The sequence below is a fragment of the Nocardia sp. CA-136227 genome (genome assembly GCF_050955695.1).
In the GTDB taxonomy this organism is placed as follows: Bacteria; Actinomycetota; Actinomycetes; order Mycobacteriales; family Mycobacteriaceae; genus Nocardia.
The window spans coordinates 5,760,966-5,774,870 of record NZ_CP192081.1; the positions used below are offsets into that span (position 1 = coordinate 5,760,966).

The following is a 13,905-nucleotide window of genomic DNA, read 5'->3' on the forward strand; positions in this document are numbered from 1 at the left end:
ATCGGCGACAACCGTGTTGTCCAGGCAGGTGGCCGCGAAATCCCGCCGCGCACAATCCGATCGCGAGATGTTTGCCCGAACTCCCCCATTCGCCAGAAAAGCGACAGCCGGGTCCATCCGGTACGACCCGTCCATGCACCGACGAGAATCGCCCCCGCACCGGATAATCCGGAGCGAGGGCGATTCCGCGTCGATCTGTTCGACTACTTTGCGGTCGAGCCGAGCAGCGTGTTGCTGAGCACCGAGACCACGCTGTAGGCCAGGTTGATCAGGTCCGCACCCAGACCCGAGTCACCGGTGAGCATCTTGGCCAGCGGGCCGAAGAGCTTCACGGCCATCGGCACCAGTGAGCTCAAGCCACCCGCGCCCAGGCTGTCGGTCTTGGAGTTCTTGTCGGTCCCGGGAGCCTGCGCGCCCGGGGTCGACTGTGTTCCGAGGCCGCCCGGCGCCGCCGAATTCCCCTGACCGCCAGGGGTGCTCGGCGATTGCCGCACCGGTGCGCGCAGATCCGCGATCGCCCGTACCGCCGGGGTGGCGGGCTTGGTCTGCGCGGCCGGCGGCTGAGTTCCGTTCTGCGGCTGGGTGGTTCCCGGCTGCGGCACGGTCCGCTGGATGCCCGGCTGCGGCGGAGTCTGCGCGTGCTGCCAGTTGTTCAGGAACTGGTCGGCGAGCTGCTGGAGGACCTGGAGCCCGTCCCCGAGCACCGCCGCACCCGGCTGCTGCGCCGGATTCTGTTGCGCCGGACCGGCACCCGGTGTCCCGGGGTTCTGGGCCGGGAGCGCCGGAGTCTGCCCTGGCTGGGCCTGACTCGTCCCGGGCTGAGCCTGACTGGTGCCGGGCTGAGCCTGACTGGTGCCGGGCTGAGCCTGACTTGTTCCGGGCTGCGCCTGACTTGTTCCGGGCTGCGCCGGGGCCGGAGCCGCCGGAGTAGTCGTCGACTGCGGAGCCCGCGCCGGAACGATGATTGGCGGGGACTTCGGGGCGTGCGCCGGAACGATGACCGCCGGAACCTGCGGAGCCACCGCCACGGGCGCTTGCGGCGCAACGGCTTCGGGAGTCGGTTCCGGAACCGCCGCCGGGGCCTGCGGAGCCACGGCCTCGGGCACGACGGCCGGAGCCTGCGGGGCACTGGCTTCAGGAACCGGGACCGCGGCTTGCGGGGCCAGCAAGGCCTCGGGAGCCGGAGCCTGTGCCGGAAGCTGCTGCGCCGATGGGATTCCCGGCTCGGCCGCCTTCTCCGCCGGCTTGTCGGTGGCTGCGGGCACCGGCACGCCGAGCAGGTAGGAGGCGATCCCGGTGGTGATGGTGACCGCGTGCTTGAGCTGTCCCTCCGGGGATTCCAGCTGCTGGGCGTCCTCGGCGTTGGCGCCGTTGCCCATTTCGAGGAAGACGTCCGGCACCAGGGTCAGTGCGGGACCCGCGACGTCGGAACGGGTTTGGAGTCCCTCCGCCGCGCCGTTGTAGGTGGCGGCCTGGTAGCCGCTCTGCAGGTAGGTGTCGCGCATGGCCTTGCTGGCGGCCAGGCCCGCACCGGACTGCACCTCGTTGACCTTGGCGTCGGGGACCGGCAGCTGCGGAACGATGAGGTGGAAGCCCTTGCCGTCGGCGGGCCCGCTGTCGGCGTGGATGCTGACGGCGACGTCCGCGCCGGAGGCGTTGGCGGCCTGGGCCCGTTCGTCGATGCAGCCGCCCCAGCCGGTGTCGTCCGGACGGCTCATGACCACGTGCGCGCCCAGGCCCTCGAGCGAGGTGCGCACCAACTGCGCGACGTTCCAGGTGATGGTGTGCTCGGCTATGCCGTGCAGGGTGGTCATGCCGGTGGTCTGGCACGCCTTGGTGCCGCCGCGACCGTCACTGACCTGTTTGTTGGTGTCCTGACTGTGATTGGGCCCCTGATGGCCCGGGTCCAGGAAGATGGTCTTCCCGGCCAATTTCTGCGGTAGTTCGGGCAGCGCCGGCGCGGCCAGCGCGGCCACCGGAACTATCCCGGCCGCGGTGGTGATGGCCGCCGCAGTGACGGCCGTGCAAATTCCGGACTTGGTGATGCTTCGTTTCATAAGCGGCGGCGCTCGGGCGGAGCGCCCCTCCCTTCCCACTAGTAACACCAGACCCAGCAGTTCACTCTTGCAACACCAGTTACTACCTGGCAAGCGTCGTGACGGAACCGTTACCAGTGGTCAAACGACCGAAATGCCCTGATCCGGAGCACTACCGGGCGCAATGGCAAGCGACCACAGCGCCAACTATCCCCCACCCCGCGTGTCCCGCCCGGACGACGCGCCTGAGCGGTTCGACGCAACCCCTCGGCGTCGAACCGCATGGACGAAAATGGCTGATCAGGCCGATACGATCTGGTCCCCGTCGACCCGAATGCCCCGGGCGTCCAGCGCCCGCGGCGCGGGCCCGCTCGCGACCGATCCGTCCAGATTGAAGGTGCTGCCGTGGCACGGGCATCGGATCAGGCCGCCGGACACCGAATTCACGTTGCAACCCATGTGCGTGCAGACCGACGAGAAGCCCAGGAACGACCCCGCGGACGGCTGGGTGATGACGGTGCCGCCGCTGATCAGACCCCCGCCGACCGGCACATCGGAGGTATTGGCCAGTACGTCCAGTTTCTTCGCGGGCTGGGCATCCGGCCCGCCCGGCTCGGCTCTGGGCGCCGCGGAGGCGGGCCCGTCGGATGTGGTGCCGCAGCCCACCACGGCGAGCGCGGTGGCGGCGACGGCGGTGGTGGCCAGCGCGGTGCGACGGTCCAGGCGGAACCCGTCGGGGCCGGCGGTGGTGTCGGTCATCGGAAACTCCTCGCTCGGGGCCGGACCGATGCGATTCGGCCGCTGCTTGTTCGACGTGTGGGAAGGGGCGGTTGGTTCACCCGTTTCACGCACTGAGCGGTACGCGCCGCAGCGATCGCAGCGCGTAGTGCACCCGGGTTTTCACGGTGCCGACCGGAATGCCCAGGTCGGCGGCCACATCCTGGTAGGCGCGGTCGCACAGGATGACCTGGACGACGGCGTCGCGCTGCGGGGCCGGCAGCTGCGCGAGCAGGTCGGCGACCAGCAGGCCGTCGGTCAGGGCCTCACTGAAGTCGGGCCGGGCGCATCGATTCTCGGCCTGTTCGCCGATCTCGTCCCAGCAGGTGTCGCCGGGGCGCGCGGCCCGGAATCGGGCGATGTCGATGAGCACATTGCGTTCGATGGTCAGTAGCCAGGTGCGCACGCTGCCCCGGTCGGGGTCATAGCTGGCGCAGGCCCGCCACGCCCGTAGCAGGGTCTCCTGCACGGCGTGTTCGGCCAGACCCGGATCGCCGAGGCGACTCATGGCCCGCCAGTGCAGCAGGCCGCGATCGGCGGCGAGGACCGCCGCCAGTCCGGAGTCGGTACACAGCCGGGCGCAGTGTCCGGCGCATCCGGTCATGACCGGGCGAAGTCTTCCCATGACTGAATATCGCACTGGAGGCCGAAAGAGCATCGCATGTTTGTGAATTACCCGAAATCGCCCGATTTCCCGAAAACAGACCGAAATTTCTGATAAACCCCTCCCCGGGAGATGCGGGGATCGCCCGACACCGTACGACGGGAACCGTGCGGTGCAGTGAACTGCTCAGGGAGGAACATCGTGCGTGCAGGCGCGCTCGTAGCGACGGGAGCATTCGCTTCCGCGCTGACAATGGCGGCGTCGGGAATTGCGGCGGCCGAACCGGCCACCGATATCACCGTCGACGGCACCTATTTGGTCAATGTGGATATCAAGCCGGGCATCTATATCGGCGATGGGACGATGGATCCGGCCCCCGCGGGCTGCTTCTGGCGGCGGCTGTGGAAGGTCCAGACCCCCGAGGACTACCCGGACCCGAACTACTACATCATCGCCAGCGACTTCACCCGGCTGCGGTCGATCACGGTGGAGATCAAGGCGACCGACGTGGCCTTCTCGACGCAGAACTGCGGGGCCTGGCACCCGGCGCCCGCGCGGCCCAACACCGGATCGTTCGGATAATCGGCGCGCGCTCGTGCGGGGCATCGGCTCGTCCCGGTACCCCGCACGGGCGCGGCCGGATCACTAGGGTGAGCGGATGACCAGGCAGAGGATTCTCATCACCGGCGCGAGCTCCGGGCTGGGCGCGGGCATGGCCCGCGAGTTCGCGAGCCGTGGGCGCGATCTGGCGCTGTGCGCCCGGCGGGTCGCGAATCTGGAGGCGCTGCGCGCGGAGCTGCTGGCCACGCACCCCGGCATCACGGTCGCGGTGCGCGGCCTGGACGTCGATGACCACGCGGCCGTCCCGAAGGTGTTCGAGGAGCTGCGCGAGGAGCTCGGCGGGCTGGACCGGATCATCGTCAATGCCGGGATCGGCAAGGGCGCGCGCCTGGGCACCGGCCGCGCCGACGCCAATCTGGCCACCGCCACCACGAACTTCGTGAGCGCCATGGCCCAGGCCGAGGCCGCCATGAGCATCTTCCGCCGCGAGAACGCCGGTCACCTGGTGCTCATCTCGTCCATGAGCGCGGTGCGCGGGCTGCCCGGCAAGAAGGCGGCCTACGCGGCCAGCAAGGCGGGCGTCACCGCGCTGGGCGAGGGGCTGGCCATCGAGCTGCGCGGCACCCCGATCAAGGTCACCACCGTGCAGCCGGGGTTCATCGCCACCGACATGTCCGCCAAGGCCGGGGACGCGAAACTGGTTGTGCCACTGGACAAGGGCGTGCGTTCGATGGTCGCCGCCATCGAGCGGGAGACCGTACGGGCCTCGGTGCCCGAATGGCCGTGGCGGGTAGTGGGTCTGGTGCTGCCGGTGCTGCCGCGCGCGATCATGGCCCGGATGGGCTGACGCCGGGTAAGTGGCCGGGAATGCCGATCGAAGGCCGTGATCCGGCCGATAGCATCGCGGCCATGGCGAAATTCACCACCTGGGACGGGCTCGAACTCAACTACCGCGTGTGGGAGGGCGAGGGCGTCCCGGTGGTGTTGCAGCACGGCATCGTGGCCGACACCAATGCCAACTGGATGAGCCTGGGCGTGGTCGCGGCGCTGGAACGGGCGGGCCACCACGTGATCTCGCTGGACGCACGCGGTCACGGGCGTTCGGACAAGCCGCACGACCCGGCCCGCTATTCGTGGCAGGCCATGGCCGACGACATGCGCGCGCTGTTCGATCACCTGGGCCTGGAGCGGGTCAAGGTGGTCGGCTACTCGATGGGCGGGATCATCTCGCTGCTGGTGGCGGGGTCCGACGAGCGGGTGGAGCGGCTCGCGGTCGGCGGTATCGGCTCGGGCGTGGTGGATCACGGCGGCATCGACTGGCGGGTGATCGCCGCACAGGACATCGTGTCCGCCATGTCCGGCGACGCCACCGCGGTCAAGGGGCTGCCGAGCATGTTCCGCCTGCTGGCCGACGCGCTGGGCGCGGACCGCGAGGCCATCGCCGCCCTGGCCGCGTCCCTCGACGCGGCCCCGATCGAATCCCTCACCGGCATCACCGTTCCGACGCTGGTGCTGGCGGGCGATGCCGACCCGCTGGCCGCCGAACCCGAACGCCTGGCGGCCGCCCTTCCCAACGCGGAGTGCGTGGTGGTCAAGGGCGACCACCTCGCCGCCGTCGCCGACCCGGCGTTCTCGAAGACACTGGTCGACTTCCTGAGCTGAGAACGGTCGCGGCCCTCGGGGTTTGGTCAGTACTGCTTGCGGTGCGGCACGAACTCCAGGGAGAGCAGTGCCAGCGCAGCGATCAGCACCTCGCGCCACCGGATCAGCACGTACCGCTGATCGCCGAAAGAATTGAACTTGCGCAGGAATCGGTACAGCGATTCCAGCCGGATCAGCGGATCCCCCAGGCGCACCGCGAGATACACCGCCTGCATGGTCCGCGACCGGTGCTTGTCGGCGAAGATCTCCGGAAACGCCGCGAACGCCAGCGAGATTCGCTTGATCCCGTGGTCGCGCGCGTAGTCCACCAGGTCCACGATCATGCGTTCGTCGAGTCCGTTGGGTGCGTCGCGCCGACGCCACGGCACGTCCAGGCTGAGTTCCTGGCCGTTGCCGGAGGTCCCGTAGCGCTGGAACCCGACCACCTGTCCGTCGGCGCCGCGGGCCATCACCACCAGCATGCCCGGGTGCCGTCCGTCGAGCAGGTGGTCGAGGATCATGGAGAAGCCCCGGGTCTGCCGCCCGGTCCCCCACTCGTCGACGATGGACAGCAGGGTTTCGCGCTGCGGTTCGGTGAGCGCGACCTCGGGCAGGATCTCGGTGGTGACGCCGTAGTTCTTGGTGCGGCTCACGGCCTGGCGCAGATTGCGGAACTTGCGGCCCACCAGGTCGAAGTGGTCGACGTCGATGACCACGTCGCGGCCCACCGAGATGGCGCGCAGCCCGCGGTGGTCGACGGCCCGCCGCTGCCACAGCTCGCTGACCTCCGGACTGGCGCCGAGCACCGCGATGCGCCAGCCGTGGCTGCCCGCGAACAGCGAGAACTCGGTGAGCAGTTCCGGGAACCGCGCGGGGTCGCCGAGCGGGTCGCCGGAGACGACGGCGATGCCGAGCCGGGCCCGGTAGGCCACCGCCGCAGCGCCCGCGTCGTCGAAGAAGTAGGTCTTGGACGAGTGCAGCGCGAACGGCGCGAGCGGGTCCTGCGAGCTGCGCCGCACCAGCTCCGCGACCCGGGGTAGCTGTTCGGGTTGCGGCTTGCTGTTCTGCGGCAGCACCAGGATCGCGCCGCTGACCGCGAGGAACACGAATCCGGCCCCGGGGTGGTCGGTGCGGTAGGCGAAGTTGGAGACGACCAGGGTCGTGGCCGCGCCGGTGAGGTGAGGCAGCGTGATGGGCCGGCGCAGGTAGAGCCCGCGCGCCACGAACAACCCGGCGACCGAGACCGCGATGAACCAGCCGTGGTCGTCGCCTTCGCGGGAGGCTCGTTCGGCGGCCCAGACCAGGATCACGCTGCCCAGGACCAGGGCGCCCATCAGCCCGACGCGGGTGCTGGGCCCGGCGACGAAGGTGGTTTCCCGGTATGCGGTCAGCGTCGGATTCGGTACGCGTTCCTCACGCATCTGGACCCCTTTTCTCCCGCGTCTCCCACTCGACACTATGTGTGAGAGACGGTTCGAGGCATCGGGTTATTCCGGCCAACCCAGCCGCGGCGTGGTGAGCACCGGATCGGTGATGCCATTGTTGCAGGCCAGACCGACAGCGTCCCAGCCCGCGAGACTCGATCCGGACTCATATGCGGATTGGAAGAAGTCCAGTGCGGTGGCGACGGGGTCGGCGGTGACGCGGACGTCGTCGTAGGACAGGTAGGCGCTGTGCCCGGAGCCGGACGCCACCCAGCGGGCTTGATCGGGTCGCAGTGGTTTATCGCTGAGCCCGGCGGGTTCGGGCGCGGTGTAGGAGTAGAAGGTGGGGGCCGGGACCTTGTCGTCGCCGAACCAGAATCCGGCGCTGATCACCTCGCGGGAGTAGGCCTCGCGCGTGACCAGGTCGACGGTGTCGGGCATGACGATCTTGCGGTCGGAGAAGCGCTGCACGGCCAGATCGAAGGTGTGCCAGAAGATCTGGACGGGGCTGATCTTGCCGGAGTAGGTGGCGCTGAACTGTTCCAGGATGCGTCCGACCTGGCTCTGTACGTGGAAGGCGCGTTGCGCGGCGGCGGCGTTGTAGGTGTGGTGCTGGTCGTCCTGGTCGAAGGGGCGGCCGTGGTCGGGCAGGTCGAAGGGGGTGGGGTGGGCGATCACCACGTCGATGTCGAGGTTGCGCAGCGCGTTCATGGTCTCGACGTAGAAGCTGGCCACCGACTGGCCCGTGAGCGGCACCTCCTCCTGCGTGCCGCGGTCGTTGCAGACCCGCAGCACGTGGTCGAAGAAGTCGAAGGAGCAGGTGAAGACCGGGCCGTCGGTGGCGCTGCCGAGGGGGACGGTGGTCCAGCCGCGGGCGGTGAGCCGGTAGGTCATGTGCCACCAGTGGTTGCGGCGGATGCCCTTGGCCAAGGCGACCTTGCCGACGATCTGGGCGTAGCGGTGCAGGGTTTCCTTGGTGGGCCGCCATGAGTCGAGCGGGATGGCGGGAAGTATGTCCTGGGCCATCCGCTCATGCTACTCAGCTATCAGTGCATTACCGCCCGTCGCCGGTGTGCCCGGCGAGCAGTTCGGCGAACGGCCGGACCGCGCCGACGCCATTGCCGGAGTTGCGGTGCCGGACCGGCTCGTCCTGCAGGAAGCCCTGCACCGCGGTGGGTGCGGCGACGATCTGCTGGGCGAGTTCGGACGCCGCCCGGTGCACGCGCTCGGCGAGTCCGGTGGAGCCGAAGTCCTCGGTGGCGGCGAAGACGCCGGTGGGGACGACCACGGCCCGCAGGTAGGTGAACAGCGGGCGCAGCGCGTGATCGAGCACCAGCGAATGCCGGGCGGTGCCCGCGGTGGCGGCGATCAGCACCGGCATGCCATTGAGCGAGTCGGTGTCCAGGACGTCGATGAACATCTTGAACAGCCCGCTGTAGCTGGCGGTGAACACCGGGGTGACCGCGATGATCCCGTCGGCGTCGGAGACTCTCTGCCGGGCCGCGGCCACGGCGGGCGTGGGCAGCCCGCCGGTGGTCAGGGTGGTGGCGAGATCGCCTGCCAGTTCCCGCAGTTCGATCACCTCGACGTCGATGCTCTCCCCGCGCCCGCCCACCGCCGCGGAGACCGCGGCGGCGAGCTGGTCGGCGAGCAGCCGGGTGGAGGAGGGCTGCGAGAGCCCGGCGGTCAGGACTACCAGTGAGCGACTCATGCTCGGCCTCAGTTCTTTTCGGCGAGCACGCGCTCGCGGGCGGGCTCGACCAGGTGGTGCGGGGCGTCGGGGCCGGCAGCGACCAGCGACGCGTGGGTGGGCGGATCGCTGGGCACGCCGGCGGGGCGGCGGGCCTCGAACTCCTTGCGCAGCACCGGGACCACCTCCTTGCCGAGGATCTCGATCTGCTGCAGCACCATGTCCAGCGGCAGGCCGGCGTGGTCCATCAGGAACAGCTGGCGCTGGTAGTCGCCGACATTGTCGGCGAAGCCCAGGGTGCGTTCGATGACCTGTTCGGGGGTGCCGACGGTGAGCGGGGTCAGTTCGGTGAAGTCCTCCAGCGACGGGCCGTGTCCATAGACGGGCGCGTTGTCGAAGTAGGGCCGGAAGATCTTCTTGGCCTCGGCCTCGGTCTCGGCCATGAACACCTGGCCGCCGAGTCCGACGATGGCCTGTTCAGCCGCGCCGTGCCCGTAGTGCTCGAAGCGGCGGCGGTACAGGGTCACCATCTGCTTGGTGTGCTGCATGTCCCAGAAGATGTTGTTGTGGAAGAAGCCGTCACCGTAATAGGCGGCCTGCTCGGCGATCTCGGGCGAGCGGATGGAGCCGTGCCACACGAACGGCGGGGTGCCGTCCAGCGGCGCGGGGGTGGAGGTGTAGCCCTGCAGCGGGGTGCGGAACTTGCCTTCCCAGTCCACGCGCTGTTCGCGCCACAGGCGGCGCAGCAGGTGGTAGTTCTCGATGGCGAGCGGCAGCCCGTCGCGGATGTCCTTGCCGAACCACGGGTAGACGGGTCCGGTGTTGCCGCGGCCCATCATGACGTCGACGCGGCCGCCGGCCAGGTGCTGCAGCATGGCGAAGTCCTCGGCGATCTTCACCGGATCGTTGGTGGTGATCAGGGTCGTCGCGGTGGACAGCACCAGCTTGTCGGTCTTGGCGGCGACATAGCCGAGCATGGTGGTCGGCGAGGAGGGCACGAAGGGCGGGTTGTGGTGCTCGCCGGTGGCGAACACATCGAGTCCGACCTCCTCCGCCTTGAGGGCGATGGAGACCATGGCCTGGATGCGCTCGGCCTCGCTGGGCGTCCGGCCGGTGGTGGGGTCCATCGTCACGTCGCCGACGCTGAAAATTCCGAACTGCACGGGTCCTCCTCGGGTCGCATCCACATTTGGTGGATATGGCAACCACTTGAACATAGCGGGTGGATGGGGTATTCCTGGGCGCGACGGAGGCGTGATTCGTGCCACTGCGAGCGCCTCGCGGTCACCCCCGCCGAGGGTCCCGAATTCCGGCGGCACCTGCTCCGTTCCGGAGCCGAGGACTGGCCAGTACCCGCAATCCACTTGCGGGTACAGCGAAACACTCAGTAGTGCAAGATCTTTCGAAGTATCCTGAACATTCCCCGCGCAACGCCGGAGATCTCGAGCATGAACAAGGGGGTAGATCCAATGGCGGACAACTCCGTCGGTGCGGCATACGCTGTCGTCGTCACCGCGGTCGCCGATCCGATGCAGGTGGAGGGCCTGGAATGGGATCGTGCGGTGGAATTCCTGCCCAGTATCGATTCGCACGTCCTGAAGTCGTGGGTGCGAGATCAGGAGGCCGGGCCCGACCCACGCCGCGGCGTGGTGATCCCCGGCCCACAGCGCCGCGTCGGCCAGCGACATCCGTACCGGGAGGTGTGCGTCCCCTCGGCCGAATACCAGCTCTTCAGCGCCGCGGTCCGCAGCAACCGCCGTCGCGCCCTCGCCACCGCCTGTGCCGAGGAGGAAGGCCGCCGGCGAACCCGTGTGCTGTCCAGCGCCAACTGCGGCTGACCACACCGCTACCGGCGCACGTCACCGGACCGCTCGGGGGGTCGAGCGAATATCCGAGCCGAACGTGCCGCCGTGCCACACTCGCGGAGTGCGCATCGCCATCCTGGGCCCGCTGGAAGTAGCGGACGACGCCCGGCCCGTCCCCATCCCGGGAACCCGTCTGCGCGCCCTGCTGATTCGCCTCGCCCTGGAGCCAGGCCGCCCGGTGAGCGTCCCCACCCTGATCGACGACCTGTGGCCCGAAGCGGCGCCCAAGCGCCCCGAACACGCACTGCAAGAGCTGGTTTCCCGCCTCCGCCGCACCCTGCCCGCCGACGTCCCGCTCCGCGCGGCCGCGGGCGGCTACCTCCTCGACATCGCCGCCCTCTCGGTCGACGCCCACCGCTTCGAGCGCCTGGTCCGCGGCGGCGTCCTGCGCCTCGACCGCGGTGACCGGGCCGCCATTCCCCAACTGCGCGAAGCCCTCTCCCTCTGGCGCGGCCCGGCCCTCTCCGACGTATCGGCCCTGCCATTCGCCGCCGCGGCCGCCACCCACCTCGACGAGCTCCGCCTGACCGCCACCGAATCAGCGCTGGCCGCCGAACTCTCCATCCGCCCCGGCGATCCCCTCCTCATCACCGAACTGACCGGCCTCCTGACCGCCCACCCGCTCCGAGAACGCCCCCGCCTGCTCCACATTCAGGCCCTCCATGCCGCGGGCCGCACACCCGAAGCCCTGACTTCGTACGACCACTACCGGACCCTGCTCGCCACCGAACTCGGCACGGACCCGAGCCCCGAGCTCGCGGACCTGCACCTGAAACTCCTCCGAGGTGAGCGGCCGACCAAGACCACAGGCCCGAGTCCGGCTGCGCGGCTCCGGGTTCCGCTGACGAGCTTCATCGGGCGTGAGCACGACCTGACCGAGGTGGTGAAGCGGGTCGGAGATTCGCGGCTGGTCACATTGGTGGGGCCGGGCGGTGCGGGGAAGACGCGCCTGGCGGTGGCCGTGGCGGCAGAACTGGGCGGGCAGGTCGCGGGCCAGGTTGACCGTGCGACGGGCAGCCTGTTCGCGGGTGGCGTTGGGTTGGTGGAATTGGCGGCGGTGAGTGATTCCTCGGATCTGCCGCAGGCTGTGGCCGGGTCGCTGGGGGTGGCGTTGTCGCGGACGGCGGAGCCGTCCGGGGGTGATCCGGTGGGGCTGCTGGCGGAGGGGTTGCCGACTGCGCCGATGCTGCTGGTACTGGACAACTGCGAGCATCTCGTCGACGGAGTGGCCCGCTTCGTGGAGGACCTGCTCGGGCGGGTGCCGGCGCTGCGGATCCTCGCGACGAGTCGTCAGCCGCTGGGGATCAGCGGGGAAACGCTGTGGGAGACCGCGCCGTTAGCGGTGCCGCCGGCTGATTCGGTTGAGGTCGCGGATTTTCCGTCGGTTCGGCTGTTCCTGGATCGCGCTACCGCGGTCCGCGCTGATCTCGCGCCGACGGAGGGTGTGCTCGACACGGTCGCCGAGATCTGCCGTCACCTGGACGGGTTGCCTCTGGCATTGGAGCTCGCGGCCGCGAAGCTGCGGGTCATGCCGCTGCCGGTGCTTCGTGACCGACTCGATGATCGATTCACCGTGCTGGCGGGCGGAAGCCGCACCGCGCTCCCCCGCCACCGCACGCTGCGGGCCGTATTGGATTGGGATTGGGAGCTTCTCCTCGAGGAGGAGCGCACCGCCCTCGCCCGCCTGTCGGTCTTTCCCGCGCCCTTCACCCCCGCTGCCGCCGAGGGGCTCGGTGTGGCCACGTCCGAAATCGAAGCGCTGCTGGACAAATCACTGGTGCAGCTCGTCGACGTCCTGATCGCCGACCCCGCCCTCCCCACTCCGCGACCGCGCTACCGAATGCTCGAGTCGGTCCGCGCCTACGGTCGCGAGCACCTCACGGCCCGAGGCGAACTGGACTCGACCAGATCCGCCCACGCCGCCTACCACCTGGCCCTCGCCGAAGCCGCCCACCCGCATCTGCGCGGCCGCACCCAACTCCCCTGGCTCCGGCTCCTCGACGCCCACCACGATCACCTGATCGCCGCCCTCCGCTTCGCCGAGGAGTCCGCCGACACCGGCACCGCGTCCCGCCTGGGCTCGGCCCTCGGCATGTACTGGGCCCTGCACGCCAATCACACCGACGCCGTCCGCCTCCTACGCCCGATCCTCGAACTCCCGACCACCCACCCCCATCCCCCACTGGCCGCAGCCTTCGCCCTGCATTCCCTGCTCGCCGCCCAAGCCACCGAACTGACCACGGCCACGGACCACATCCGCCGCTGGACAGCGGAATCAGCTTCGGGTTCGGCCGGATCGGTGACCGCGGATGGGGCAGCGGAGTTGGCTCTGGCGCTGGTGGAGTTGGCAGGCGAGCGAGTCGATGTGGGGCTCGGGGTGGTGGAGCCGTGGCTGGGGCATTCCGATGCGTGGACTCGGGGGATGTTCTGGTTGGTGCGGTCGTTCCTGCACGCCAATGAGTCCGGGGTGGCGCGGTTGGACGCGGATCTGCGGATGGCGGCGGAGTGTTTCGAGGAGGCCGGGGAGCGGTGGGGTTGGTCCACCGCGTTGACGTATCTGGCGTTCACGCGGGCCGCGCTCGGGGATTTCGGCGGGGCCGAGGAGGCGATGGCGTCGGCGTTGGTCGCGGCGGAGGAGCTGGGCAGGCCGGTGGCGCTGCGGGTGTGGCTGGTGATGATCCGCTTGCATTCGGGCGAGGTGGAGGCGGCGCGGACCGATCTGAGTGCGCTGGCCGAGGAGACGCTGTCCGCCGGGGACACCGTCATGACCCAGCTGCTCGCGGCGGATGTCGCCCGGTTCGATGGAGATCTGGCCGAGTCTGCGCGCTGTTTGCGGCGGGTCGAGTCCGATCTCGGCCGGGCCGTGGGCGAGGACCGCTCGTACCGTGCGATGTTCGGGCTGCGAATGGGCTTGCTGCGTGCGGCCGAAGGCAGCACCGCCGCAGCCGCCACCCACTGTTCGGACGCGTGGGCGAACGCCATGGCCATCCGCGACCTGCCGTTAGCCGCCGAAGTTGCGGTCGGCGTAGCCCGGCTGTGCCTGGCAGCCGAGGCGGCGGAAGCGTCGGCCCAGGCGCTGGGCGCCGCACATGCGTTGCGTGGCGCTCCGGATGCCAGCTATCCCGACATCGTGGCACTCCGAACGGAATTGGCAGCAGCCCTGGGCGATGTTCACGCGACTGCCGCTTACGAACAGGCACGGGTCCTCACCCGCGACGAGGCGCTGGTGACGGTCGAAACCTGCCTTCGGACGGCGAGCGACATCAGCTCGAACACCTGAGGTTCATACGCAGCACGGCAGATGTGA

At 69.6% G+C, this 13,905-nt stretch carries 12 protein-coding genes; 5 read left to right on the top strand and 7 right to left on the bottom strand.

The genetic code is table 11. From position 1 onward, the window contains the following. Positions 1-203 precede the first annotated feature (203 nt). The 3 genes from ACQP06_RS26635 to ACQP06_RS26645 form a co-directional block, all read right to left on the bottom strand. Positions 204-2,057, bottom strand: coding sequence for an N-acetylmuramoyl-L-alanine amidase (locus tag ACQP06_RS26635; RefSeq protein ID WP_433667146.1), 1,854 nt, complete (start codon positions 2,055-2,057; stop codon positions 204-206). Positions 2,058-2,336: 279 nt separating this feature from the next. After that, positions 2,337-2,795, bottom strand: coding sequence for a ubiquinol-cytochrome c reductase iron-sulfur subunit (locus tag ACQP06_RS26640; protein WP_433667147.1), 459 nt, complete (start codon positions 2,793-2,795; stop codon positions 2,337-2,339). Between the two features lie 85 nt (positions 2,796-2,880). Next, the gene (locus tag ACQP06_RS26645; RefSeq protein WP_433667148.1) at positions 2,881-3,438 is read right to left on the bottom strand and encodes a sigma-70 family RNA polymerase sigma factor; all 558 of its coding nucleotides are present in this window, start codon (positions 3,436-3,438) and stop codon (positions 2,881-2,883) included. Positions 3,439-3,618: 180 nt separating this feature from the next. Between ACQP06_RS26645 and ACQP06_RS26650 the strand changes: the two genes are divergently transcribed. From ACQP06_RS26650 to ACQP06_RS26660, 3 genes are all read left to right on the top strand, one after another. Then, a complete protein-coding gene (locus tag ACQP06_RS26650; RefSeq protein ID WP_433667149.1) occupies positions 3,619-3,999 on the top strand; it encodes a hypothetical protein in 381 nt (126 codons plus the stop codon). 76 nt (positions 4,000-4,075) lie between these two features. Continuing rightward, positions 4,076-4,825 (top strand): SDR family oxidoreductase, encoded by a 750-nt coding sequence (locus ACQP06_RS26655; protein ID WP_433667150.1) that lies wholly within the window; start codon positions 4,076-4,078, stop codon positions 4,823-4,825. Between the two features lie 62 nt (positions 4,826-4,887). Beyond that, complete coding sequence (locus ACQP06_RS26660; protein ID WP_433667151.1) at positions 4,888-5,640, top strand: alpha/beta fold hydrolase; 753 nt, start codon at positions 4,888-4,890, stop codon at positions 5,638-5,640. Between the two features lie 26 nt (positions 5,641-5,666). Here ACQP06_RS26660 and ACQP06_RS26665 read toward each other — a convergent pair whose 3' ends face one another. The 4 genes from ACQP06_RS26665 to ACQP06_RS26680 form a co-directional block, all read right to left on the bottom strand. Then, positions 5,667-7,040: a bifunctional lysylphosphatidylglycerol flippase/synthetase MprF gene (locus ACQP06_RS26665; RefSeq protein WP_433667152.1), complete on the bottom strand. Its 1,374-nt coding sequence runs from the start codon at positions 7,038-7,040 to the stop codon at positions 5,667-5,669. 66 nt (positions 7,041-7,106) lie between these two features. Next, the gene (locus ACQP06_RS26670) at positions 7,107-8,069 is read right to left on the bottom strand and encodes a DUF5996 family protein (RefSeq protein WP_433667153.1); all 963 of its coding nucleotides are present in this window, start codon (positions 8,067-8,069) and stop codon (positions 7,107-7,109) included. A 28-nt stretch (positions 8,070-8,097) separates the two neighbouring features. Continuing rightward, positions 8,098-8,754, bottom strand: coding sequence for a CE1759 family FMN reductase (locus tag ACQP06_RS26675; protein WP_433667154.1), 657 nt, complete (start codon positions 8,752-8,754; stop codon positions 8,098-8,100). 8 nt (positions 8,755-8,762) lie between these two features. Then, entirely contained in the window at positions 8,763-9,896 is a 1,134-nt protein-coding gene (locus ACQP06_RS26680; protein ID WP_433667155.1) for an LLM class flavin-dependent oxidoreductase, read from the bottom strand. Between the two features lie 306 nt (positions 9,897-10,202). Between ACQP06_RS26680 and ACQP06_RS26685 the strand changes: the two genes are divergently transcribed. Both ACQP06_RS26685 and ACQP06_RS26690 read left to right on the top strand, forming a co-directional pair. Then, the gene (locus tag ACQP06_RS26685) at positions 10,203-10,571 is read left to right on the top strand and encodes a hypothetical protein (RefSeq protein WP_433667156.1); all 369 of its coding nucleotides are present in this window, start codon (positions 10,203-10,205) and stop codon (positions 10,569-10,571) included. A gap of 88 nt (positions 10,572-10,659) precedes the next feature. Beyond that, the gene (locus tag ACQP06_RS26690) at positions 10,660-13,878 is read left to right on the top strand and encodes an ATP-binding protein (RefSeq protein ID WP_433667157.1); all 3,219 of its coding nucleotides are present in this window, start codon (positions 10,660-10,662) and stop codon (positions 13,876-13,878) included. The last annotated feature ends 27 nt before the right edge of the window (positions 13,879-13,905 follow it).